This is a genomic window from Streptomyces sp. NBC_01261 (assembly GCF_036226385.1).
GTDB lineage: Bacteria > Actinomycetota > Actinomycetes > Streptomycetales > Streptomycetaceae > Streptomyces.
Window position 1 is genome coordinate 9,258,035 of sequence record NZ_CP108463.1, and the last position, 25,402, is coordinate 9,283,436.

The 25,402-nt window shown below is 67.4% G+C and carries 17 protein-coding genes and 1 pseudogene; 14 read left to right on the top strand and 4 right to left on the bottom strand.

Annotated elements, in window-relative coordinates; translation table 11 throughout:
* Nucleotides 1-11 precede the first annotated feature (11 nt).
* The 9 genes and pseudogenes from OG226_RS41220 to OG226_RS41260 all read left to right on the top strand — a co-directional run bounded on the left by OG226_RS41220 (nt 12) and on the right by OG226_RS41260 (nt 9,220).
* Nucleotides 12-362 (top strand): helix-turn-helix domain-containing protein, encoded by a 351-nt coding sequence (locus tag OG226_RS41220; RefSeq protein WP_329351844.1) that lies wholly within the window; start codon nt 12-14, stop codon nt 360-362.
* Complete coding sequence (locus OG226_RS41225) at nt 359-2,788, top strand: site-specific integrase (RefSeq protein ID WP_329351845.1); 2,430 nt, start codon at nt 359-361, stop codon at nt 2,786-2,788. The genes OG226_RS41220 and OG226_RS41225 overlap by 4 nt, the downstream gene beginning before the upstream one ends.
* Nucleotides 2,785-3,366: a hypothetical protein gene (locus OG226_RS41230; protein ID WP_329351846.1), complete on the top strand. Its 582-nt coding sequence runs from the start codon at nt 2,785-2,787 to the stop codon at nt 3,364-3,366. The genes OG226_RS41225 and OG226_RS41230 overlap by 4 nt, the downstream gene beginning before the upstream one ends.
* A 132-nt stretch (nt 3,367-3,498) precedes the next feature.
* A complete protein-coding gene (locus OG226_RS41235; protein ID WP_329351848.1) occupies nt 3,499-3,825 on the top strand; it encodes a helix-turn-helix domain-containing protein in 327 nt (108 codons plus the stop codon).
* A 2-nt stretch (nt 3,826-3,827) separates the two neighbouring features.
* Nucleotides 3,828-6,224 (top strand): hypothetical protein, encoded by a 2,397-nt coding sequence (locus OG226_RS41240; RefSeq protein ID WP_329351850.1) that lies wholly within the window; start codon nt 3,828-3,830, stop codon nt 6,222-6,224.
* Between the two features lie 196 nt (nt 6,225-6,420).
* Nucleotides 6,421-6,669 (top strand): PadR family transcriptional regulator, encoded by a 249-nt coding sequence (locus OG226_RS41245; RefSeq protein ID WP_329353662.1) that lies wholly within the window; start codon nt 6,421-6,423, stop codon nt 6,667-6,669.
* Between the two features lie 303 nt (nt 6,670-6,972).
* Complete coding sequence (locus tag OG226_RS41250; protein ID WP_329351852.1) at nt 6,973-7,632, top strand: hypothetical protein; 660 nt, start codon at nt 6,973-6,975, stop codon at nt 7,630-7,632.
* A gap of 343 nt (nt 7,633-7,975) precedes the next feature.
* Nucleotides 7,976-8,524: pseudogene (locus tag OG226_RS41255) on the top strand (ATP-dependent DNA ligase); the annotation flags it as partial.
* 90 nt (nt 8,525-8,614) lie between these two features.
* Nucleotides 8,615-9,220 carry a hypothetical protein gene (locus OG226_RS41260; protein ID WP_329351853.1) on the top strand — a complete coding sequence of 202 codons (606 nt, stop codon included), beginning with the start codon at nt 8,615-8,617 and terminating at the stop codon, nt 9,218-9,220.
* A gap of 47 nt (nt 9,221-9,267) precedes the next feature.
* Here the strand turns inward: OG226_RS41260 and OG226_RS41265 are convergent, their stop codons facing one another.
* Nucleotides 9,268-9,606 (bottom strand): hypothetical protein, encoded by a 339-nt coding sequence (locus OG226_RS41265; RefSeq protein ID WP_329351854.1) that lies wholly within the window; start codon nt 9,604-9,606, stop codon nt 9,268-9,270.
* Between the two features lie 768 nt (nt 9,607-10,374).
* Nucleotides 10,375-11,829, bottom strand: coding sequence for a pentapeptide repeat-containing protein (locus tag OG226_RS41270; protein WP_329351856.1), 1,455 nt, complete (start codon nt 11,827-11,829; stop codon nt 10,375-10,377).
* A gap of 120 nt (nt 11,830-11,949) precedes the next feature.
* On the opposite strand from OG226_RS41270, the gene OG226_RS41275 reads away from it, so the two are divergent.
* The 3 genes from OG226_RS41275 (at nt 11,950) to OG226_RS41285 (ending at nt 14,278) form a co-directional block, all read left to right on the top strand.
* The gene (locus OG226_RS41275) at nt 11,950-12,135 is read left to right on the top strand and encodes a hypothetical protein (RefSeq protein WP_329351858.1); all 186 of its coding nucleotides are present in this window, start codon (nt 11,950-11,952) and stop codon (nt 12,133-12,135) included.
* Between the two features lie 357 nt (nt 12,136-12,492).
* Nucleotides 12,493-13,806, top strand: coding sequence for a hypothetical protein (locus OG226_RS41280; RefSeq protein ID WP_329351860.1), 1,314 nt, complete (start codon nt 12,493-12,495; stop codon nt 13,804-13,806).
* A gap of 235 nt (nt 13,807-14,041) precedes the next feature.
* Nucleotides 14,042-14,278, top strand: a complete 237-nt coding sequence (locus OG226_RS41285) for a hypothetical protein (protein ID WP_329351862.1) — start codon at nt 14,042-14,044, stop codon at nt 14,276-14,278.
* A gap of 258 nt (nt 14,279-14,536) precedes the next feature.
* On the opposite strand, the gene OG226_RS41290 is transcribed toward OG226_RS41285, so the two are convergent.
* A complete protein-coding gene (locus tag OG226_RS41290; protein WP_329351863.1) occupies nt 14,537-15,676 on the bottom strand; it encodes a hypothetical protein in 1,140 nt (379 codons plus the stop codon).
* 386 nt (nt 15,677-16,062) lie between these two features.
* Between OG226_RS41290 and OG226_RS41295 the strand changes: the two genes are divergently transcribed.
* A complete protein-coding gene (locus tag OG226_RS41295; RefSeq protein ID WP_329351865.1) occupies nt 16,063-16,290 on the top strand; it encodes a hypothetical protein in 228 nt (75 codons plus the stop codon).
* A gap of 1,145 nt (nt 16,291-17,435) precedes the next feature.
* Nucleotides 17,436-21,734: an NACHT domain-containing protein gene (locus OG226_RS41300; protein WP_329351867.1), complete on the top strand. Its 4,299-nt coding sequence runs from the start codon at nt 17,436-17,438 to the stop codon at nt 21,732-21,734.
* Between the two features lie 358 nt (nt 21,735-22,092).
* Here OG226_RS41300 and OG226_RS41305 read toward each other — a convergent pair whose 3' ends face one another.
* Nucleotides 22,093-25,152 (bottom strand): P-loop NTPase fold protein, encoded by a 3,060-nt coding sequence (locus OG226_RS41305; protein WP_329351869.1) that lies wholly within the window; start codon nt 25,150-25,152, stop codon nt 22,093-22,095.
* Nucleotides 25,153-25,402 lie beyond the last annotated feature (250 nt).

Here is a 25,402-nt window from a genome sequence, read left to right on the forward strand (position 1 = left end):
GGGATCCGGCGATGGCCGCCAAGCTCGACTACCACTGGCACCTGCGCAAAGTCATGGCCGACCGCGGGATGTTCTCCACCACCGACCTTATCCCTCCGCTTGCCGAGCGCGGTATCGCGCTGTCCTCGAGCCAGGTCTACCGGCTCGTCGTCGAGCGACCTGAGCGACTGAGCCTGAAGATCCTCATGGCCCTGCTCGACATCCTGGACTGCACCATGGACGACCTCATCGAGCCCATCGCGGTGGTCGGGGCCGTGAAGAAGCCGAAGAAGGCAGCTGTCGGCGGCACAGCCCCCGACACGGAAGGACTCGGCGGACTGCGGCCAAAGCGGGCCCGGATCAAGGGCGTTGACCGGCCGTGACCACCACCGACTCTGTCGACCGCTCCGTCGCGGACCCGATCGGCCTGATCACGGACCTGGTCGCGGATGCCGAGAGCGAACTCGGCTCCGAGACCATCCGGACCGTGGCCACCGCGGTCGCGGGCGGCCGCGCAAAGTCACGGAACCTGGCCAAGTTCCTGGCGACGCGCCCCGCCGTCCTGACCGATGGCCGGTCCCCGGCGCCACGGGCCGTCGGCGATCTCCTCATCGCCCTCCGCAAGGCCGGCGCCTCGGCGATCTCGCCACCGGTCTGCACGGACTGCGGGAAGGGGCTGCGAAGCCTCCAGCGGCAGGGCCAGGACTGGTACTGCTCGGTCTGCATCAAGGAGACCACCGAGTGCGCCGCCTGCGGCAACACCCGGCGCGTCACGTTCCGGGATCGCAAGGGCCTGCCGCGCTGTTCGATGTGTCCCGACCACGATGACCGTGACCCGGCCACGGTCGTTCACACGGTGATCAACACGATCGCCCCGGGCGCCGACCGCGACGCGGTCACCCAGGCTCTGCGCCGGTCGGCGCCCCACCGTCCCCACTATCGCCAGCGAGTGGTCTGGGCCCTGGAGGAGAACCCTCGCCTGCTGACCGGCGAGGCCCACCTCGCCCCGCATCGCGCCATCTTGAGGTTCATCGACCTTCTGCACGAGGCCGGTGTCGCCGGGATCGTCCGACCGTCCTGCCCTCGCTGCCACCGGGTGGTTCGTATCGACAAGCCGCTCGACGGTCAGCGGGTCTGCCGCAACTGCATCGCCAAGTCCCGCGTCGAAGAATGCGTACGCTGCGGAGCCCGCCGCGAGCCGGCCACTCGCGACGACCAGGGGCGCCCGCTGTGTCCGAACTGCTTGGTCAACGACCCCGCGAACGTCGAGGTCTGCATCAACTGCGGAAAGCGGAAGCGAGTACAGAACCGCACCTCCAGCGGTCCTCTCTGCTCGAACTGTTGCCCCCTGCCCGTCCTCGTCTGCTCGATCTGCGGCCGCACCGCACCCGGCACCCACTCCCGTCTGACCGGCCTGCCCCGCTGCGGCGGCTGCGACCGACGCCAGGCTCACTGCACCGCATGCGGACGGCTTCGAGGCATCCACTCCGGGACCGACGACGCACCGGTCTGCGGCCCCTGCACCGCACCAGACACCGAGCTCTGGCGCCCATGTCCCTCCTGCGGGGAAGCGGAACGACTGCGAGCCGCCGGCCCGTGCCCTCGCTGCACTCTCAAGCAACGGCTCCACGAGCTTCTCGCCGACGACTCGGGCTCCATACCCTCGAAACTGCAGGCCCTCAACAGCGCCCTGGCCGAGACGGAACGGGCCGGCACGGCGATGCGCTGGCTCTCCGGCGGCATTGTCTCCACCGTTCTGTCCGATCTCGGATCCGGCCGTCGACCCCTGACGCACGAGGCCCTGGACGAACTCCCGGCGGGCAAGGTCGTCGAGCACATCCGAAGCGTGCTCGTTGCTACCGGCACGCTGCCCCAGCGGGACGAGCAGATGGTCCGCCTGGAACGGCACGTGAACGATCTCGTCGCCTCCCACACCACCGCCGAGGGACGCAAAATCCTGCACCGGTACGCGACCTGGCACCTCCTGCGACGGCTTCGCCGACGCAGCCGCGGCAACGACATCACGCACACTCAGCTCACCGTCGTCCGCCAGCATCTGCGGGCAGCCGTCCATCTCCTCGACTGGCTCGACGGCCACGGGCTGACACTCGCGACCTGCCGTCAGGCCGACCTTGAACGCTGGATGACCAGCGACGACGTCCGTCACCGCAGAGAGGCGGGCCACTTCGTGCGCTGGGCTCTCGCCCAGAAGATCGCACGCGATCTCAGCTTCCCGGCCGTCAGATGGAACGGCCCCTCCCAGGCGATGGACGACGAGGCCCGCTGGGCCACCGCCCGCCGTCTGCTGCACGACGACACCCTCAAGTCCGAAGACCGTCTCGCCGGCCTGCTGTTGCTCCTCTATGCCCAGTGGCCCGCGGCGATCTCCCGGCTCACCGTCGACCACATCGAGGAGACCGACGGAGCCGTCCGCCTCCACCTCGGCGCCGTCCCCGTCGACTTGCCCGGCCCGGTTGCTGAACTCGCCCTCCACCAGGTCGCGGTTCGCCGGAGCCATGCGGTCCTCGCCCGGACAGACTCACCCTGGCTCTTCCCCGGCGGCCAGCCCGGCCGCCCGATCAGCGTCTGGGCCATGGGCGAACGACTCCGCAAACTCGGCATCCGGCTTGCCGAGACCCGGTCGACCGCCCTGTTCCAGCTCGCCACCGAGCTGCCCGCCGCGGTCCTTGCCCGCACCCTCGGCATCGACATCACCGTCGCCGTCAAATGGCAGCGAGCCGCCGCCGGTGACTGGGCCGCTTACGCCGCCGACGTCAGCAATCGCATTCGAAAGGCTCCAGCCCCGTGACCTTCCAGGACCACCTCCGAACCCTTGGCGAGCGAGCGATCAGCTCGATCTCAGTGGCCGAGGCAGAGGACATCTACGTCATCTCGTTCTTCATCGACAACGAGAGGGACGACCCTCGACAGCCCACCTTGACCATCGGATACAACACCGAAGTTCAGTTCCGACGCAGCATCGCGGACGCCTCCGACGAGGCGGAAGCCCGTTGGAACTATGCCTTCTGGCTCCAGAACGAGCTCACGGTCATCGGCGACCTCAGCCGAGACCCTCACGGAGCCACAGCACGCCGTCAGTGGATCACTGAACTCGGACTTTGGTACGACGACGAGTGCACGCACCCTGAGGACTGGATGACAACCGTGGGTCCGACCGCCGCGCTGATCGAGGCCAACTTCAACCAGGCATGCGTTCAGCTCGCTCGCGACCTCCACAACGATGGCGTCATCAAGAGCGCCATCGGCAAGCCGGTGCCCGTGGTTCTCCACGAGCTGGAGTACTACGAGGGGATCGCTCGCCGGACTGAGGCCGCCAACCCGCCCGGACTCGCCGATGACTTCACGACGTGGGTCCGCACCGGCTGAGGCATTCGGGCAGTTCCAATACCCGACTCCACCATTAGCGACGGCCCAGGCCGATCCCGAGCAGGCGGACCGCTGGCGGTCGTCGGCAACGCGGGCCGGTCAGCGGCTGATCGCGGACAGGGGGAGCCTGCGGTGAAGTGGAATCTGCGCTGGGCAGCGGCCAAGCGCGACATCTGGCGGCCGGTCGATCTGCAGGCGGTGTTCGCGACGGTGGGGTTCACACCGTCGCTCAGCAAGGTCGCTGCCTTGTGGGGCGGCACTCCGGTGACGGTGCGGCTGGACGATCTGGACAAGATCTGCGCGGCGTTGCAGTGCACGGTGGCCGACCTGATGGAAGCCGAGCCGGTGGCTGCCGCCACGGGCCAGGAGGAACAGGAATGGGCGGTCGGCGGCGAGGAGGGGCCAGTACGTCCGGTACCGCGCCGGGATGGTCCGCGCCGACTGCGGCCACCGAACTGACAATGGTGGGCACGGCCGTGGTGCGGCAGTGCGCGCTGTGTCTGGACTGGGGCGTGCCCCGTCTGCGCGAGGGGCTGTGCTGGAGCTGCTTCAACTGGCTCAAGCACCGTCCGTCGGCGGCGAATTGCGCGCGGTGTCGCCGGATCGGGCACGTGGACGGCGACGGGTTGTGCCGCCCATGCGTGATCGCGACCCGCGAGGACATCCAGTCCGGCGTAGACACCGTCTTCCCGGGCGGGGCCCAACTGCACCTGTATGTGCTGGGACTGGGACGGCAGGGCGCACGTAACCTACCGCGCCCGCGCGGCGGAACCACTCCCCACTGGGGACCGCACGAGGTGAAACGCCTCATCGATGACCCGCGGATCTGTCCCAGGGTGACGTGCGGGCAGCAGACACTGTTTCCGGTCCGGCGGCGCATCGAGCGCGCCCATGCCCAGCGGATCAGCGCCCGGACATGGCCCGAGGAGGCAATCTTGAACGCGCTCGCCGAACAGCGCGCGGCGAGGGCGGGTCTCACGCCAACGTGGAGGAAGATGGTGATGCGGTTGATCCGCTGCGCGCTGGCGATCCGGGACGCCGAAGGCGAGGCCCTGGTCGCGCAGGAGATGCTTGACCAGGTGCGGTTGCCCCTGAAGGCGGCTGCGGCCGAAATCCTCGCCCAGGCCGGGATGCTGCGGGCCCGCACGGCGCCGCCGCCCCCGCCGTGGCCGGTGGGGGCGTGCTCGGACTGTGCAAGCTGGGGCATTTCCACGGCGCGATGCCGGGGCTGCAGGGAGTGGTGGCACAACCCCGATCGTTATCCGGTGAGCTGGTGTCCACGGTGCCGACGCGACGAACTGCCCGTGCACGGCGAGGAGAGCCTGTGTCGCGGCTGCCTGGCCTACGTGCGTGAATGCGGTCCCGACACGAGGGGGCTGCCCTTCACCCAGCTCGCTTTCGCCGGTCCGCTCGCGCATCAGCTCAAGCGACGAGCCGGGGAACTCGGCTTCGTCGTGCACAACCGGTCCGGCCCCGTCATGCGCTGCCTCGCACAGGCCCGAATCTTGGCCGCCGCGGATGGCCATGCTGCGGCTGAGGTACGGGCACCCGTTGGCCGGGGGCAGCTGACGCTGTTTTCGATGCCCCGCGTCTGGCGACGCGAGCAGCACGTCGCCACGACGCTGTCCTCGCTGCCACCGTCGGCACAGGAGTTACTCGACGCGTTCACTGCCGCCTATCCACGTGCCTGGCTCACCGACAAACGCAGCGTGCCGGGCAGTGCGGCCGTCGTTTTGCATGCTTTGCTGGACCGGCTGGGGCCGCATGCGGCGATCCCCGAGCGGGATGTGCGCTCCCTGGCCGGGGCGGTGCCGGCCGGCACCGCCGCGACCCGCAGGGTAATCGACTTCCTCGACGAGCGTGCCCTCCTGGAGCCGGACGCGCTCTCCGAGACTCCGGCCCAACTGCTCACCGACGTCCGGCGCCAAGTCCCTTCACCTGTCCCGGATCTGAGCATGGAGCGACGCGACCGGCACGACGACCGGGCCCTGCAGGAGCGGATCGCCCGGTTTCCCGAGCCGATGGCCGAGCAACTGCGAGCGTGGGCGACGGTCATGCGCGGGCAAGGCCGCTATCAGCATGCGGCGGCCGACTACTCCCGCATCCGCCGCTACCTGCGGACCGCCTCGCCTGCCCTCACCTCGTGGGAAGCAGCCGGAATGGACCTGCGGCAGGTCACCACCGACCACGCACAGACGGAACTCGCCAAATACCCCGGCGGTCCGGCACGCGAGCTGCTCACCGCACTGCGCAGCATCTTCCGCGCCCTGAAGCAGGAAAGGCTGATCTTCCGCAACCCCACCGCCGGACTGCAACTGCCCGCCGGTACTCACCTGCCGCTACCGCTGCCCAGCGACCGGCTGGCAGGCGCGCTCGACCGGCTCGACGGCGCCGCCGCCCGCCTCATCGTCGGACTGGTCGCCATCCATGCCGTGCGCGCTGTGGAGGTCGCTCGGCTTGGCCTTGCCGACGCCGACCTCGCCCAACGGACCCTCGCGGTTCTGCGGGGCGAGCACGTCCACACCGTCTATCTCGACGAGTTGAGCACCGGCCTTGTGGCCGACTGGCTGCGCGAACGCCGGCGGCACTGGCCGCAGGCCACCAACCCGCATCTGCTCATCACCGCCCAGACCTACCGTCACCCAGCATCCCCGCCGATCAGCTACTGCGCGCGCAGAACCGCCTTCGACCAGATCGGGCTGCTGCCCCGCCAGGTGTGGGCCGACCGCATCCTCTACGAGGCACAGCAGACCGCCGACCCGGTCCACCTCGTCCGTCTCTTCGGCATCCACCCCAGCGTCGCCGTGAAGTACGTACAGACCGCGCACCCAGACAAAGCCCTCCCCAGGGTCCGATGATCGTACGCCATCCAAGATAGACGCCTGCGCAATAAAGGTGCTATCTAAAGTGGCCTTCGTCAGCTATTACGCATGCGCTCTACATAGGTAGACTGCTGGCATGGTGAACAGTCAACCTAAAATTAGCGCTCAGACTCAAGCAGTTCTGCGCGCCTTCGTGGATGACCCGCTTGCCGATCGGTACGGCTTGGACCTTATGAATGTCACCGGCTTGGCGAGTGGGACCCTCTACCCGATTCTGGCACGCCTAGAGAAGGCCGGTTGGGTGCAACGCCACTGGGAAGACGACGTCACATGTGAAGCAGAGGGCCGCCCTCGACGACGCTACTATCATCTAACGCCAGATGGCCTCGTAAACGCCCGTCTAACTCTCGCAGAGATTCACCTGAACGAGCAAGGCGCACCTTCAAAACCGTTTGGCCGCGCCAAGCCGCAGGAGGCGTAAATGCCTCGAAAGAGGACACGTTTTGCCGAACTACTTCTTCTTAGCGGCTGGAATGCAAGCCAATTGGCCTCACAGGTCAACTGCACGACACAGCAAGTGGAGGCCTGGCAGCGGGGCAAGCGCCCGCCGTCCGACTCCCTCGGAACCGCACTCGCAAGCACCCTAGGTCAACGCTTGGGCCGCGAAGTCAGCCTGAACGAGTTGAGGCAACGCCCGCCTCACCCCTACAGGTGGCATCAAAATAGCGGCCACGATCATCGTATCGCGGCCAGGGCCCTATGTGCCCTTACCGGTGCAGATCTAATGGCTAACCGACGCGGTTCCTATTCGGGAGATGGAATTCCGCCGCTGGCCTTCGTTGCAGAATATGACAGTCTGGCGCTAGAACCCGCTACCGAGACGATCGAATACGGTGACGCTCTTGGCGAATCAGAAATATCAGAGCTTGAGCGAACCGTCGAAATATTCCGCTCATGGAATGAAGAAGTCGGCGGCCGCCTTCAAAGAAAAGCAATAGTCAGCCAGCTTAATGAAGTCGCTGGTCTTATCGGCTGCGACCTTTCACACGATGCGGAAAGCCGCGCATGGAAGGTGATGGCCGATCTCGCTGAACTCATCTGCGTGCGTACCGCAGAGGAGGGAATGGCGTCACTGGCGCAACGCTATTCGGAATTCTCGGAGCTTACCCAGCGAATAGGCGTTGCAGTCTTCGACTACGAACCCGCACGTGGCTGGCCTCCCAACGACCTGTCGCCTGCTGACACGACGCCCCGACCACTTCGTGTCGAAGGAGTGCTTCGTCTGGCGGCTTGGCTGTTGCCTGAGGACACACGTGAGACCTGGCTCGCCGAGTGGGCCGCAGAACTTCACGCCACCACGAGCGCAAGGGCGCGCCTCGCGTACGCGCTATCCATCCTGGTACATGCACCCGTTCTCGCACGGATCGAGTCAGGTCTCGACTGACTCCCCTGCCTTCTCACAGTGCTGCCCTGTCTCGACTGCGGAGGATGACTGTCATGCCCGAACCCGACGAGCCTGGTCCACACCAAGCGCCGCCCGATTGGCGCACTGTTGCCATCGTCGTAGCGTGTCTCACCTTCGGCGGAGTCTTAATCGGGCTGGGGCGCGCGGATGCTGCCACAGCAACTGGCTTCATCGTCCCGGTATTGGCTGTACTCGGGTTCACCAGCCGTCAGCGCAACCGCTGATCAGCCCTCGGTTGCACCACGTGAACCGGTTGCTGACCGTGTCCCTGAACCCATAAGCGCATGGGTTCCCTCCGGAGCGCGTTGGGGAATCCTCGAACCCGCACGGTTCTGTGTGGGACGTGCTGTCGCTGCCGTCGGGGGACGTCCGGGCGCGGCCGTACACGGAGAGGCGCGGTCTCCTTCTGGAGGTTCTGGAGTCGTTGTCGCGGCCGTCGCCGATTCAGGTGGTGTCGGCGACGGACGACCGGGAGGTCGCGCAGGCCTGGTGCGACACGCTCCAGGACACGGGGGTCGAGGGTGTGGTGGCCAAGCCGGCGGGCTCTCCGTATCGGGCGGGACGGTCGAGCTCCTGGCGGAAGGTGAGGCACGCGGAGACGGTCGATGCGGACGTCGTCGGCTTCACCGGACCGGTGGCGCGTCCGCGTGGGCTGGTGGTGCGGTTGCCGGGCGGCCGTATTGCGCTCACGCAGACGCTGACGGCTCCGCTCGCGGCCCGGGTGTCGGAGTACATCGCGGTGTCGGGGCCGTCACGGCGGGCGCGTACGGCTGGCGGCGACGCGTATGGGACGGTCGCTTCGGGGCTCGTGGCCGAGGTGCTGGCGGGTACATCGCGGCATGCCGTCGTCACAGCCACACGGCTGCGCTGACGGCCCCTCAGTGGTCCGCCTGTTCAACGAGATGACGCGTATGGCCGTTCGGTGGGCGGGAGCGGAGCGGCGGCGCTACCGTCACGGCGCATGAGCATCTCGTGGGGCAATGCGACCTCCCTTACCGCCGCTGGGCTCAGTGCGGTGGCTGCTGCCGGTGCTTGGCTGGCGGCGCACCGGTCGGCGAACACCGCGGATACGGTTGCGCGGATCGAGCAGGATCGCTGGCACGCGGACCTACTGCCCCAGTTCGTTCTCACCCTCGGGCCTCTGGAGGGCGATCGCGGCACTCTCCACGTGCACCTCGCGGGCCCACTCGCCCTGTGTCAGCTGGACGAGATCCGCATCGAGATCGTGCAGAGCGACGACATGTCCTACACGTCGACTCTCGCAGGCGGTGTGCCGCAGGAGGAGATAGATGCGCAGGTGTGGGGTCCGCTCCGGTTCACGCACGGTGCGAATGGCGCGGACATCAACGGAAAGACAGTCGAGCCGTTCGGTATGGCCGTTGGGCGAGGACATCCGTTCAGTGTTGAACTCACGCGTCCGCCACGGTGGATCGAAGGAAACGACCGGGCTGAACGGTGGCGTGAGCGGTGGGCGGGTAAGCCGGTGCGGATGGTGCTGACCTGCCGGCGCGACGGCTTCAAGGACTGGGTGGTGCCCCGCGAGTTGGAGGTTTCGCAGGGCACCTGACATCCAGTGCTACCGGTCCAGTGCCCGGAGCGTACGCGCGTGGTGTGTCAGTGGAGGGTGCAGCGAGGCGCCTCGCGGCGGATTCGTACGGCGAGTTCGCAGGCCTTAACGGCGCGCTGATGCTGTTCGCCTGTGAGGTGGGCTGGGATGCGGCGCGGGGTACCGTCGCCCTCAAGGAACAGGTCGGCCTTGAGGGTCAGCGGCAGGATGTCGGCTGCCGAGTAGCAGTCGTTCCAGCCGATGCGGTGGCCTGAGGGTGGGCACACCCAGTCCGCGTGGGCCGTGGCGAGTAGCTGGTGCGCTGGCTCTGCGCCGAGTTCCGTCTCGTGCGGTTCGGGCAGGTACCTGGAGATGAACTTGGCGGCGTTGACGCGGCCGTGGGCCATGAGTCCTCCTGGAACTCATAAGCGGTCGTTCCCCGACCGCCCTAGGCCCCGCGCCTGAGATCGAGTGTAGGGGGCTGCAGCGTCATGCGGTACGGCAGCAACCGGCTCGCACGAGCCAGCCGGTGCTTTCAGCCGGATCACGCAGCGCGGGGGCGGTCCGGGTGGGTTCCCGTATCCCGTCGGCGCCGGTCGTCACCCGGCCTTCCGGACCGCCCTGTTCAACCGCTGACGTGGATCTCGTTCGCCGCGTATCTCGACGGCACCGAGGTGTACGACATGGGTTGGGCAGGTTGAAACAAGCCCCGCCGCACCACGCCAGCGGGCTCCCGTTACCTCGTGTCGAGGATCAGGTCGTCCCCACGCGCGGCGCCATGAGCGTTACGAAAGTCCCTACTCCCAAGGTCACCTGACTCCACGGGGGTGGCGGCCGTCGTGGGGCCGTGATCACTAAAGGCCGCCGACGGGAAGCAGCTCAGGAGTTCCTGCCGTTCCGGCGGCGGAGCGGGAGTATCAGGCGTGCCGCAACGGTGCTTTCGTACCAGTTGACGATAGTGGGCTTGGTGGACCCTCTAGTCGAACGTCCGCATGAGCAGGCTTGCAGTCATGGCTGCCTCGGTTAGGTCATCGAACGACACTTCGCGGTGTCCGGACGGGTTACGGAGTACGGCGTACGCGCCTCGGAAGAGCATCGAGATGCCCTCGACCTCGCCAGAGGGAGCCGCCGGCCCTGGCGCGGCCACGAGGTTGTCAGGCGCGGCCACCTGACTGTCATGTTGCGGTCTGAGGTCCGGGCTCGGCCGGCTTCTCCCACTCCCGTGGATGCTTGCGGTTTGCTCTGGCTGCGTCGCATACCGCAATGCGGTCCTTGACCCATGGGTGGTCGGCGATGCCAGCGGGCAGTTTGGTGTCGCTGTAGATGCGCGCTCGGCAGATCTGCTCGACTGTCAGGCCAGTCGAGGTAGACAGGTCTGCCTTTTCCAGATTGGCATCCCGTAGGCGGGCGCCTGTGAAAGTCGCCCCCTCGAACGTTGCGCCGACAAGCAAGGATTCCTGCAAGTATGCCGCTGTCAGGTCAGCGCCTGTAAAATTGGCTCGGGGTGCCTTGGAAAACTCCAGATGGGCTTCGCGAAATTGTGTGCGCACGAGCTGGGCTCCGTCTAGGTTGCTATAACTCAAAGTGGCCTCTACCAGTACGGTGTCGGTGAGGTTCGCTGCTTGCAAGTTTGTTCCGTATAGCTGGCCATCGCGCAGTTGAGCCTTTTCAAGTGATGCACCGTTTAGCTGTACGCCGTTAAGGGATACTTGAAACATGTAGGCTCCTCTGAGTTGCGCCTCGCTGGCGTCCCAGTGGTACAAATTGAGGCTGCGTAGATCTGAGCCCGGGGATCCTTCGGTCCAGTTACGACTGAGAACGCTGAGGGCCGCTCGAATATCCTCTGCGAGAGGTATATGGGGGATCGATGGCTCTTCGGGATCGATCGATTCGCCGTGTTCTTCTGCGATCGCCCAGATTTCAGCTTGCTCTCTAACTTGCCGAATTTCGCTTGCGTCTCCGTTCAGTCGCTGCCGGACGAAGGCGGCTAGTACTTCGACGATGGTATTTCGGTCTCGCTCCGAGTCGTTCATGATGCGTTCGAGGCTGTAAATACCGCCCAGTTTTTCGTGAATGCCTTCACTTGCCAGGAGCTTGATGGCTTCGACGTAGCGGCCTGTGACTTGCCCCTCTCGGGTGAGGTCGGCCTGTCGTGCATCGCGCCTTTGGGCTTCGATCACGGTTGTCTCGAACTGCTTCAGGCTTTCGGTGAACTGTTTCTGGGCGTGTTTGAACTGTCGTTGTTCGAGTTGGTGTTTTTTGTGGGTGTAGTAGAGGCCTGCGCCTGCGATGAGGCCGGCGGCGAGGGCGACAAGGCCTGTGCGGAAGCCTGTGATGACGACGCCGTCGGCGGGGCCGAGCTTGGTTTTGCGGATATGGAGGCTATCGAACCACCATGGTCCCTGCCAGAAGAGGAGGACGAAGATGGTGGCGCCGGCAAGGCCCCCGAGTCCGGCGCGGAAGACTTGCCACCGGGTGGGCTTCGAACGTTGGTCATCGTCATCGGGCGTGGTCGCGCCGGAGTCCTTCAAGATGGACAGCAGGACGCCGACGAGGACGAGGGCCGCGAAGGCGAGGCCTAGAGCGGGAAGGTGCCTCTGAATATAGTCGGCGGCGAGTGCGTGGTTCATGCGTGCATGATGTCCTGGCCGGGATCACGATACGCGAGGGACGGCAAGTTCCAGAGGAAGGGGTTCTCTACACGCGGTCGGCGCCGTTGCGGCCCACGGGTCCCAGGCCAACTCCGGCACATGGTCGGCCCACTGGCGGGTCAGCGGTTGGCCGTCGGCGTACTGCTCGCCGTCGATGCCGCCCACCGCGAACAACAGGCCACCGCGCTGGCCCGACATCACCAGCGCGCCGACCGAGTTGAGGGCTTCGACGGTCCGAGGTTGAACAAGATGGTGGCGCTGAGCAAGCGGTGGCCCTCGCGGTGAGTCTCCGCGGGGACTCCAGATGGGCCGAAGTCGCTCTGGCCGCTGGTGCCGCACAGCCGGAGGTCCTCCGGAGGCCGGGGGGATCCCGGGACACGGCCGGTAGGCGCCCTCCGTTTCCGTGCCTGGCGATCCCGGGCGGGATCCGTGCCAGCTCTCCGTGCCGCTGTTGGCCGGTGCAGTTGGGGAAACCCGGTGTCCTGCCGGGGCGTTCGCCGCCTATACATAGGTGGACGGCAACTCCGCCCCGGTCGGCCGCCGGGCCAGCCCGCACCGCGCGGGCCCCGACAGAACAGCGAGTATCTGGTGCAGAGCCTCGAAGAGCGCATTGCCCGTGTCTGGCACCCGGAGGTCCGGCCGTTGGTCGACGACGCCTTCCGTTGCCATAGCACCGGCACCCCCCGGGCTGCCATCCAGGCGACCTGGACGGCCGTCTGCACCGACATCATCCACAAGCTCTACCATCTCGCCGAGGACGGCGACGGCAAGGCTGCCGAGATCGTCGCGAAGCTCAACGAGGCCCGGGGAAAGCTCGATGCCGCGGCGATCAAGATCGTGGAGGACGTGGAGAAGAAGCTCTTGGAGGACGCGCTTGATCTGGAGCTGATCGACGGGATCGAGCATCGGCAGCTGCTGCGCCTGAAGGAAGACCGCAACCTCTGCGCACACCCCTCCCTCCGTTCGCTCGGCGACGTCTTCGCCCCGACCGGCGACTACGCGCGGGCCCACCTCGTGGCCGCGCTGGACGCCCTGCTGGTGCACCCGCCCACTCAGGGGCGCAGGGCGTTCGACCGTTATATCGCGCACGTGGACGACCCTTCTTTCGTCGGCCACGCCGACTACCTGGTGCAGATGTTCGCCCAGCGGGTGAAGTCCAGCGCCTGGAAGCAGATCGTTGCCATAGCGGCCAAGCACGCCATGCTGGAACTGCCAGTGCCCGAGACCAGCAGCATCCCCGCAAGCATGGCCGCAGACCGGCACGCCGTCTGCCTGATTGCCTTCGCCCAGCACGACCGTGACGCCGTGCGGGAGGCCGTGACTAAAACCATGGCCAAGTTCAACGAGCTTCCCATCGACCGGCAGCTGAAGGGGCTTACGCGCCTGAGCGAGTTCGACGTCTTCACCGACGCCCTCGACGCGACGGTGTGCCAGCAGATCGGCACCTACGTTGACCAGGTTCAGTACCCGCCGTCCGGCATGGGGGCCCGCCGGGTGATCGACGTGATCGCGTTGGCTGGCAGCGACGCCGTACGGGCTCGCATCCCTGCCCTGGCCAGAAAGTTCGCCGAGTTCGAGCCGTACCAGCAGGCCGACGTCGTCGCGGCGAGCCCCTCCGCCTACTTCACTCCCTTCGTGGCGGAGATCCTGGCCGCGGCCGGCAACTACCGCGCCGGTGAGCACTTCGCCGAGAGTGTGGTGATCCCCCTCGCTGGCTTCATCCAGCCGGAGCAGTTGGAGGGCATCCTGACCGCCTGGGCTGAGCACCAGGACTGCCGGGCCGCAGCGAAGATGCCCGACTTCGCGGCGCTCTTCTGGGCAAAGGCCCCCCAGCTTCGCGGTCTCGCGGTGTGGACAGAGTTTGTCAAGCGGGTGCGGGAACTCGCGGAGACGGACTGGTACCGGTACGACGAGCTGGCCGCCCACATCGGCTACCCGGAAGCCGTCGCCTCGTAGGGGTTTCCAGATGGGGTCAGCTCGGGTTCGCGCGCGCCCCGTAAGGACGCGGCCCGCTAACTTCCGGCCCAGGCAGGGTTGGCTAGTTCTTGACCGGCTTGGGCAGTCCCGCACGCACCGTGCGGCGTGCTCTCCTTCCCGACTGTGAGGCCGGCCACGCCGGGCAAGCCCCCCAAACGTCCCCAGTGGCGTGTCCGAGGTGCGACCAAATTCGAACAGGCGATCTAATGCGGGTATGAACGAGACCGACTTCCCTGACGACCTGGTGCAGACGCAAGCAGCCTGGAACGCCACTTACCACGCGCTCGCCGCACCCCGATCCTGCGACACCACCGCCCTGCGCCGCCGCCTGCTGTTCCTGTCCACACGGTTGTGGTGGCACCCCTACTGGGAAACCGTCCCCGCGGTGCCGGCGGCACGCTCCGAGCTGCGTCGGGCGGCCCGTGTCCGGGGAGCCGACCGGGACACGTAAGCGGTCATCCCGGCTGACCGGAAGGACGCCGTCTGCGCCGGAGTTGCGAGCCTCCCGCCGTCCTGTGTGCAGGCAGTTCTCAGTGGCTGCTGCGGAGGGTCTCCTGCCAGTACCACTCGTTCGCGCGCTGGGGAGCGGGCAGTGCGTATCGCGTTCAGGGCTCGTTGACTGTGCGCCGCCAGCGGGTCGATCGGCGGGTCGGCTGGCGGGTCCGAGGCCGTGGCCCCGAAGGCGGTCGGCTCGGTGGACAGGGGATGGTCATCCGACGGCCGGGGCAGGGCAACCCACCGCGGCCGTGGGAGCCGGACCGGGCTTGGTGTCCTTGGTGAGTCGGCCGGTTGACTGGTCTGGTTGGTAGCCGACGGTGCCCTTGCCAGCCACGCTCATGGTCCGAAAAGGACCGATCGGCTCGGAGAACTTCTGGCCGTCGTAGGAGTAGTTGACGAGAAGGCTCCACTCGTAGTTGCCCTTGCACGCCTGCACGTCGACCCGGACCATCGCCGGGTCGGTGGCGCTCACAGTGAAACCGGGGCCTAGGGGATTGGTCGGTGCTGGTGGATCGCCGTCGTAACGCTGCCCTACCACGCCCCGGTCGATGAGATCGGGCTTGTCGAGGTTGAAGTCGAAAACCCTGCCGTATGTATCGCCGCACCCACCTTGCACAGTGGCGACCCACGCTGGTGGATCAATCTTTTTGGGATAGCGGGACGCGGGTCTGATGTCCTCGATGATCAAAGTCTTGCCCGGTTTGGCGCTGAGAGTGAGGTAGAGGTGTCCCGACCCCCACGTTCCTCCGCCTTTTGCTGCGACGGGAACCCGGAAATCCTGGTCGTCCCGGAGGAAGGCGGATAACGGATCCCCGCCGACGGGCATGGCCACGGATGTTGCTCCGTCGCAGTTCGCGATGGTGGGCCATGACGTCGTCAGGAGTAAAGGCCCCTTGGGGCCTGCGGCAGCCGACGGCACCCCGGACACCGGGGCACTGCTGTGTACCTTCTTCTCCGGGCCTTCAGTCGAGCCCTTGCCCTCCGGCCAAAATGCGATCGAGGCAGCGACCACGGCCACGACCGCTACACCACCCAACAGGACCGGTCCGCGCGGCAGGTGCCTCCGGCGCACCGCGGCAGGGACCGGAGTGGATGGCGTGAAGCGCGGCCCAGGATCACCGCCGCAGCGGCGATAGCCGGCGGCCCATTCCTCAAGGAGCTCTCCCACGGGCTGCTGATGTTGCGTCGCCCAGATATGTACGAACAGCTCGATATGCAGCCAATCCGGGGGGCGTTGCCAGGAGGAGCTGAACACCTTGTGCCACGTGCCCGCAGACGGAGACCGCTCCAGCCCCTCAACCTCGGCCACCACCTCGTCGCCGAGGGCTTGAAGTTTCGAGAACACCAGCACGGGAGGGACTTCACGGAAGGCATCTAGCGCCTCCCTGTAGAGCGTCCAATCCCCGGGCCCCACACCGCTTAGAAGCTCCCGCCATGCCCCGCGTGTACTCATGTACCGCCTGCCCTCCCCTGTTTCTGAGCACAGGATCCCGCACAGGGCACTCCTCGCGCCCAGCAAAGCGTTCAATACCGAAAAAATCATCCTGAACGCCTCGCCCCACCACGCGTTCTACCTGCATAAACGCGATGAACGCCGTTCTGAATCATTTTGGGATGATCTTGGCCTGGCGCCTCAACTCCGCGATGAGGTCTGCTCGTTCCACGCCGCTCTCGCGGTCCGGGCAGCTGCACCAGCTGCCACTGATGACGAGTCAGACCCCAGAAAAGGAAAAGGCCATGACCACTCCCCGCCGACTCCCCGTACAAGCCCGCCCCGACCAGAGCAAGAGGGTCATGGCCGTCACCATCGGACTCCTCGCCGGCATCATTGCAGCCTTGATGGCCTACATGCTGTGCCTGCACCTGGGCGGCACTCCGCTCGTCGGACTGGGCTACTCCGGCGGCTCGTTCATTGCCCTCACCTCGCTCATCGTGACGCTCGAAAAGGAGCTCGGTCTGCTGTGACCGAGGGACGGCGACCAAGCCACTTTGACCTCAACGGCCCTCAGGGGGCGGAGGCGCTCTTGGCGGGCGGCTCCGCCCCTGTACGTCTCACACGAACAGGAGCGCCTTGGGCGCTAATCCACTGGCGGCGCGAAGGCCGCGTGCACCCACACCGCAGTCACGGAATACACGGCGCGCCAAGAGGTGACCATGTCGCGGAACGAGGTGGAGCTGGCGGCGCAGAAGGTCGTACGACACCCCGGGCCGCAGACGGCCGAACGGGTCCACAGTTGGCGCGCGCCACCACGCCGTCAACGCGGCCGGGGTCCGTCGGCGCTGCCGCTTGCCCGCACTGCTGGCCGAACCTGTCGTTGGGGCTCATTGGTTGACGGCTCTGGGCAGGTGGTCGGACGCCCCGAACGATCCTGATGATGTGGTCGCACAGGCGCCTCGACGACGGGTTGCCGGCGAGTGCGGGTGGACGACGAGGTCCTCGGGCTGCGCTCGGCCTACCGGGCTGGCCGAGTTCCTGCGTCCAGATGAACCTAAGGCCGAACCAGCGCACGTCGTGGACGCTACTGGGTTCGACTGGCACGGCATCGGCCCGGCATGCCGAAGGCCGGAGTCGAACGACTGCGCCATCCACAGGTGCCGATACATCTGGTGACCTGGCCATACAAGGTGACCCTTGTGGATCACAAATGCGTTATCCACAGCCTTTCGCGCGGGCACCAGCCCTCGCTGTACGGTGCTGCTCCCTCCGATCCCGGGAGCACCTGATGATGTACCGAGTCGACCTGTCCGTCCTCGCAGAGGACGTTCTCGATGAGCTTCCGGACGATGACCGACGTGAGGTCCTGGAGACGATCGCGGCAGCCCTGACCCAGCAGCACGCGTGACCGGCGCCCGGGAGCTGGGATGCGGCCGTGCACTTCGGTGCCCGGGCCTGGATTACTTTCGCGGCGTACCCGAACGGCATCGACGTCCTCACCATCGGTTGCTGCTGAGGGGTTCAGCGACCCGACGCTCGGCACCGGGCGTCGAGCTGCCTCGGCTAACCGTGTTCCGGTCGGGGCATGGGACGCGTAGTGTCCAGGGCCGTGAGGAACGCGAGCACTGTGGGTGTGCCGGCCCGGTCTGAGCGCCGCTATCCGTGGGTGCGTCGGGTGCACGAGCATACTGCCCGGCTTCCGGTCGACCGTTTCGGCTGGCTGGCCGAGGTGCCCTGGGCGAGGGCCGGTGACTCGATGGCTGATCGGCGTGAGGACCGCGTGCTCGTAGTGGTCGGCGAGCGTGGTTGCGGCAAGAGTGACCTCCTGGCCCAGGAGGCTGCAGCGCTGAGGGCTCAGGGGCACACCGCGTTCCTGGTCGATCTGTCAGAGCGGGGCCGGTTCTTCGACACCCGTAGTGCCGGGCAGGATCTGGATGCGGTCCTGGAGCAGGCATGTCAGGGTGAGGCGGGCTTTGTGCTGCTGGACAGTCTTGACGAGGGACTGGACCGGCTCGCGGTCCTGGACGAGGTGCTCGTCGCCTGCTTGAGGCGGCTCGGGCAACAGGAACGGGCTCGGCTGCGGCTGCGCATCGCCTGTCGCGCCGGCCGGTTGCCTCGCGGACTGGCAGACGATCTGAGGTCGTTGTGGGCGCCCCGGGCGGTGAGCGTGGTCCGTGTGACGCCGCTGGGCCGCTCCGCTGTGGAGACAGCCGCTGCCTGCGAAGGCATCGATCCGCAGATGGCCGTCCGTCGGCTTCAGCAGAAGGGCACCGTTGCTCTGGCCCAGTCCCCGATCACCTTGATACCGCTGCTGGAGGCCGAACGGGAGGGGCAGAGCCTGCCCTCCACGGTAGCCGACGCCTACCGGATCGCCTGCCGGCAGTTGTGCGCGCACGGTCACCGCGATGGCAATCCACTGTCCCCTGAACACCTGATGGCCCTCGCGTGCCGAGTCGCCGCTGTCTTGGAGTTCGGCCACTACACGGCAGTGCATGACACCGCCACCCCCTCTGAAGCCGCGCCGGCAGACGTGGCCCTGAACATGCTGGACGGCGGCGGCGAGCCGGACGAGGAAGGAAACCCGTATCACTGCGGGATGCGGGAGTTGCTGGCGCTGGTGGACTCCGGGCTGATGATCGAGGTCGGAGCGAGGCGCTGGGCCTTTGCCCATGACAGCTACCAGCAGTACCTGGCCGCCCAGTTTCTGACCCGGCACGGTCTGCGGGGTGCCGCGCAGCGGCAGCTGCTGTGGATCGGCGACGGCACAGCCCGCCACATCATCAAGCGTCACCGTGACGTGGCCGCATGGCAGATTGCAGATGATCACGAGCTGTTTGACGAGATCCTGCGGGACGACCCCCAGGTTCTGCTCCTGGCCGACCTGATGCCTCTCCGAGACGACCGGCGCGAGGCGTTGGTAGCCCGGCTGCTCACCTTGGCGGGCGACGACGACACGGTGAGGCTGGACCGGTGGCAGCTGCACCGCCTCCGGCACGAAAGACTCGCCGACCAGCTCCGGCCCTACCTGTCCCCTCTTGCCTCCCGGGCAGTCCTTGGCGCCGCACTCAGCATTGCCCGGGCCTGCCAACCTCCCGGTCTCAACGACCAGTTGCTCACCGTCGCTGAGACGCACACCGTGGACGCGAACCTGCGCCGCCGTGCCGTGTACGCACTGCACGAGGACCTACGCGCCGGTGAAGTCGTCCGGCTGCGAGCGCTGGCCGAACACAACGACACCACACTGGACGACGTGCAGGAGCAGCAACTCAGTCCCGAACAGCAGGCATGGATCAGATCCCTGGCCTGGCAGGGGGATCCAGACCTGGCTGCTGTCGCGTTGGAACGACTGTGGCCGGGGCACCTGGGGCTGTCCGAGTTCCTGGACCTGATTCCACCCTCCGGTAATCCCGCAGTGGTCCGTGCGGCGTGGCTCCTTAACGAGCGGGCTCCGTCCCTGCTCCGATACCAAGACATTGATGAGGCCGTGACGTGGGCGGCACGGGTTCTCAGCGCTGGGCACCCCCGCGCCGGGCTGAGGGACGCCAGTCAGACAGAACTCTCCGTGAATCTGCCGGTGCGCGTCCTGGCCCGAGTGATCGTTCTCCTCGACGCGGAGGGCACCGAAGGCACCCTTACGAACTACCTCGACCAGATCGCCGATGCCCTGCTGAGCCTGGCGGGACGCGAGGACTTCGACGACCGCTACCAGCCAGCCCGCGCCGTGGGCGAGGCGCTGGCGCTGGCGCAACGACCCTCCCTACGCCGGGAGGTGGGTGGCCGTGTGCTGGAACGCGGCGACGAAAACCAGGTGGACCGGCTCCTGTTCCGCGCCAACAGCCCCGCCGTATTGTCCACCGGCGAATCGGTCTACTGGGCCCTGCAGTGGCCCGCGCTCAGCCAGCAGGCCCGTCGGCACGCCGCGTTGCTGGTGAGCGCCCGGCCCGACCCGGAAGACCCCGACCTGCCGGACGCCCGGGTACTGCGCGAGCAATACCCGGACCTGATGGCCGCCACCTCCCGCTGGGACACTCCGGCCGACGATGACCCCGAGCAGCCGCATGTGCGAGAGGAAGAACGCTTCCACAGAGCCTTCAGCGAAGCCCGGCTGCACCAGCTCCTGACCGTACTCACCGTGGCTGAGGGGAGAGTTGACCATCTGTGGCAGGAGATCACCCGCGAGCTGTACCGCACCACGGACGGGTCCGAAGTCCCGCAGGTCACATGGTTGGACGTCGTGTCCGCAGCTCCGGTTCTCCTGTCCGAGGGCAGCGAACTGCATAACCTGCTCGTGAACGCTGCCACCACCGTCGTCCGCCGCTCAACGACCCTGGCAGACGCCGTGGCCAGCCCAGCGAACACTGACTGGAGCCGTACCGTCACAACTCTGACTGCCCTGGCAGTGCTCGACAGCCCACCACGCCTAGCTCAAGCGCTCGATCAGGATTCCCGCCGCGCTGCCGCAGCCGTCGTGGCCCTGGCTGTACAGGACGTCCACCACCCCGCCGACATCGCACGCAAGCGTCAGCTGATCGCTCGTTGCACCAACCTTGCAGCAACGGACCTGCCCGGATTCCTCTCCCAAGCGTTGGACGGCTGCACGGAATTGGAGCTGACCAGCCTGACCGGTGCCCTCGCAGGCCCCGCGGCGCCTGAGGTAGCTGACCTGCTGCGCACCTGGGCATGCGCCCCCACGCGCACCGACGCGCAATCTGCCACCATGCTGGCCGCACTCGCCCGTGCAGGAGACCGGACCTCCGAAAACATCCTGATCTCCGCCATCGCTGACCCCAGCCTCCAGCACGACGCGGGGCAGCGCGACTCCCGCTGGGCCCGTGCAACCGCCGCCCTAATGGAATCTGCCCGGCTCCCCGAAGCGTGGCCGGCCATAAAGGCCACCGTGACAGCCTCAGGGGCGCTCGCCGCCCTCCTCGACCGCATCATCGCCATGGATCCCCACGGCAGTTGGCCGGCCGGCACCAGCCAACTGGCCGAGGCCGACCTCGCCGGCCTGTACGAACAGGTCACCGATCACATCACCGTTTCGCGCCTCACGGACAACTCCTTCGATGGCGGCTTCACCACCGACCCGCTCAGCACCCTTCACGCTGGCCTGTTGATGTTGCTGGTCTCCAAGAGGACCCCTGACGCCGCCCGTGAACTGACCCGCCTTGCAGGCCGCTACCCCCAGCTCACAGATCTGCGCTCACACGCGAAAGACCTCCCCCGCCAGGTCGCCGAACTCCAGGTCCGGCCCCTGACACCGGAGCAACTGCGCCGCCTGGCTGCCGACAGCACACTGCGCACCGTCACCGACGCGCGCCACCTCCAGGACATCGTGCTCGCCAGCCTCGCCCGCATCCAGACGATCATTCAGGGACCCAACCACCCAGTGATCGTCCTGTGGAACCGGGACGATCCAAACCTCGACCAAGCGACGTGCTGGCCCTGCTGGGAAGACGACTTCAGCGACTTCATCACCGCGCTCCTGCGCCAGGACATCGGCGGCCATCGCGTCGTGATCAACCGCGAAGTCGAAATTGCCCGCCCGCGCCTTCCCGGCCGGCGCACCGACATCCAGGTCCAGGCCACGGCCCCGCCCAGCGAGCACGGTGATGATCCCCTGACCGTGGTCATCGAGTGCAAAGGGTGCTGGAACCGGGATCTGCCCACCGCGTTGGCCGACCAGCTCGTCCGCGACTACCTGCGTACCGCTCGCACAGCAGGCATCTATCTCATCGGCTACTTCGACTGCCCCCGCTGGAACCAGGACAACGCCCGGAAACGACACCGTGCTCACACGATCGAGGCCCTGCAGCAGGAGCAGGATGCCCGAGCACAGGAACAGCGAGACCACCACGGCGCCATCGTCACGGCACGAATCCTCGATTGTCGTCTCCCCGCGACAGAACGCCCATGCGCATCCAGTCCGTCCAACGCGTCCCTCTCGCAAGAGCCTGACTCACCACACCAGTGAGGCGTGCTGTCGACCCGAGCCACCAGCAGACTTGACGCCGATACCCAGCAGTCCCGTCGGCTCGCCGATGAACTGTTCTTTCACGACCAGGGCGGGCGCCGTGTCCGGGAGATCCTCGTCAATCGGTCCGGCGTTCAACGGAATGGGGAGCCTCAGTAAGCGTCATGCGCGCTGTTGCGGCCGGCCGCTCGTGGTGTGGGCCGTGCCGGCTGGCCAAGGGCATCTCCGGCCATCCTGGACACTCCGTCCCGCTGCTGAATCTGGCTGGCTATCGGGCTGCCCCTCCCCGGGGCGGCCACAGGGAGACAAAGGGGGCGCGGCATGGTCTTGGGCCAAGCCTTCTGTGCTACGGGCTGGGTCAGCGGTCCAGGAGAGAGACGATCCGCCCGGCGGGGAAGGACAGACGAGCGACCGGGACCACCCAGTCGCCCCATGGGCCGAGCAGTTCGGGCAGCGGCAGGCCGACCCCGGCAGCCTGGCCGGTCACCTGGTGCAGGGCGGTGAGCAGAGAGGTCCACTGCTGAGCCTGAACCGGAGTCATCTTCGGGTCGGCGGGGTTGGACCACGGACCGCCTGCGGGATCGCGCTGGGGTTGGAGGTCGGTGCGGAACTGTGCCCAGGTCTGCTGCGGGTCGATGCGGCTGGTGCGGTGCAGGTGCAAGCACAGGGCCGGCCCCAGCTGGGGGTAGGCGACCAGGGCGGCCAGGAGGACCAGGCCGGCGCGGTAGGGATAGTGGGGGGCTGAGGTCGCGGTGGCGGGGGGTTGTTCGGTCAGGTCGTGGGCGCGCTGAGTGCGGCGCAGGGCGGTGAGCAGGCCATAGCTGTTGGCGAGGCGTTTGACGGCTCGGGGCGTGGAGACCAGGAGCGGGGGCCCCAAGAGGTCCATCAGGGTGATCTCGTCGGGGTCCAGGGTCAGTGGGTCGACCCGTTCGATGACGCGTGGGGCAGGGAGGAGGACGCCCTCCCCCTGTGGGTCTGCTGCGGCAGAGGTGGGCGGGACCGTGGTGGCGGCGGGGGCGCTCGGTGCGGGGCCGGGGATAGTCGGGGCGGAAGGAGGCGGGGTGCTCTGGTCGATGCGGGTGCCGACCAGGGAGCGGAGCATGGTCTGGTAGCCGGTGGTGTCCAGGGCGGGCAGGGTGAGGACGACCTGGAAGATTTTCTCCAGGTACTGGGCGGGGGTGGAGTGCCACAGTTCCTCGTCGTCGGGGTCCACCAGGCCTTCAAGCGGCCCCGGGGTGTCTGGGGCTGGGGTGTGGAGGATGTCTCGGTAGTGCGCGGCGATGGCCCGCAGCAGCCAGCGCGGGTCGATAGCGACCACGACGACGAACAGGTCCACGGCCAGGAGCAGGTGGACGGCTTCCAGCATCTCCACCACCCGGGACGGCGGGCAGCGGTCCAGGTCGTCGATGTAGACGACAATCCGGTCGATCGCCGGGAGTCTGTCACCCGCGGCGTCCCTGACTGTCTCGTCGACCATGTTGCCCGGGTCGGCCAGCAGGGCGGCCATCCGCTGGAAGTCCTCGCGGATCTGCGTCATCAGCCCCAGGTGGGTGCGGTAGTCTCCGCCGGCTGCCCGCTCCGAGACGAGCCCGGCCAGCTGGCCCGCGGCGGTCAGATCCTGTACCTCCCGCTCCAGTGCGGCCACTTCGCCCTCCGCGACGTTGGCGGCCGTCCGCAGCCGGTCCCGCCACCCATCCATAACGGCCTGCAACCGCTCCCTGGCCGACTTGCTCTTCACGTGGACCTGGCGCACCTTGTGCAGCAGGAAGCCGACGGAGGCCAGCGCCGGGAGCCCGGCCACCAGGCGTGCCCACAGCGGCGGTCCCCAGATCACCCCCACCGACATCACCGCCAGGACCAGAACCGACAGCAGGAAGCCACCGACGACACTGCGCGGATTGCTCCGCACCAGCCGCCACCCGGCGCGCACCGTGCCGCGCAGCAGCTGGCCCCCGCCCCTCATCCGCTCGTACAGCGCCCCGGGCTCCCCGCTGTCCCCGGCCACCGCCGCCCAGTCCCGGCGCTGTTCCTCGGACAGTTGGGACCAGCGCGATCCGCGGGTGGTCAGCGCCGCCTGGAGCTGGTCGCGGCGCTGGCGCGCGGCGCGCAGCCGTCGCGGGAATTCGCGTTGAGCGACCAGGTCGGCTGAGAGCCGGGAGAGCTGGCGCTGGGTGGTACCGCTGTCCTGGTCGGGGGCCGAGGACAGCTGGGTGAAGAGCTCGGCGACCAGGCTGGCCCACAGCCCGGTCTCGGCGTAATGCCAGGCGTTGAACCGCACCTGGCGCACTGCATGGTGCGCGAGTGGGTTGCCCGGCTGGGCCGTCGCGTCAACCTGCTGCTGCATGAGTTCCAGGAAGTGGCTCTTGCCCTCGCCCCAGTCGCCGAACAGCCCCACCGCCAGCGGCGGCGTGGCCGAACGAGCCGTCACCAGCTCCGCCAACGCACGGGCCTCTTCAACACGGGACAGGTCATCGCCCCTCGATGTCGCATCAGAACGATAAGGGGGCAGCCGCCCCACCGGACGGTCCTCCACCACCTCCCAAAACCGCACCGTGGCGTCACCTCTGCCGCCGCTGGTGGCCAGGACGGGCCTGCCGTCGATGACCGCCCAGGCCAACGACGCCACCCCGCCGATGTGGCTGGTCAGGGGCTGCCCGAGGGGGATCGGTGCGGCGGGGTCGCGCATATCCCACAACCGCACCGTGGCGTCACCTCTGCCGCCGCCGGTGGCCAGGACGGGCCTGCCGTCGATGACCGCCCAGGCCAACGACGCCACCCCGCCGTGGCCGGTCAGGGGCAGACCCAGCGGGGTGGGTGCGGCGGGGTCGCGCACATCCCACAACCGCACCACGTCGGCAAGGCCGCCGCTGGTGGCCAGGACGGGCCTGCTGTCGATGACCGTCCAGGCCAACGCCACCACCCCGCCGATGTGGCCGGTCAGTTGTCCCAGCGGGGTGGGTGCGGCGGGGTCGCGCATGTCCCACAACCGCACCACTTCGTCAAGGCCGCTGGTGGCCAGGACGGGCCTACCGTCTATGACCGTCCAGGCCAACGCCACCACCCCGCCGATGTGGGCGGTCAGTTGTCCCAGCGGGGTGGGTGCGGCGGGGTCGCGCACATTCCACAACCGCACCACTCTGTCAAGGCCGCTGGTGGCCAGGACGGGCCTACCGTCGAGGACCGTCCAGGCCAACGAGAACACCGCGTCGACGTGGCCGGTCAGGGGCTGACCCAGCGGGGTGGGTGCGGCATGGGCCCGCACATCCCACAACCGCACCGTGGTGTCACCTCTGTCGCCGCTGGTGGCCAGGACGGGCCTACCGTCGATGACCGCCCAGGCCAACGACACCACCGTGATGGTGTGGCCGGTCAGGGGCTGCCCCAGGGGTATCCATGCCCAGCGTTCGGCGTCAACCACGTCGGCTCACGTAGTCGCTCGTGGCGACGCGAATGGGCTCCGAGGCGGTCACATCCCGATGATGGGGCATTGACCTGCCAGCCGTACCGCCGTTCCCCAAGCTGTTATGTCCCGCCGATGCCCTCGCAGAGGGGCTGCCAGAGGTGCCGCAAGATCACACCAAGCGAAACGACCTCTCAGGATGCTCTTCCATCTGAGAGGAGGAGAAACGAATGCCTCCCCGGCTTCGACCGGAGAGGCATCTTTGTGT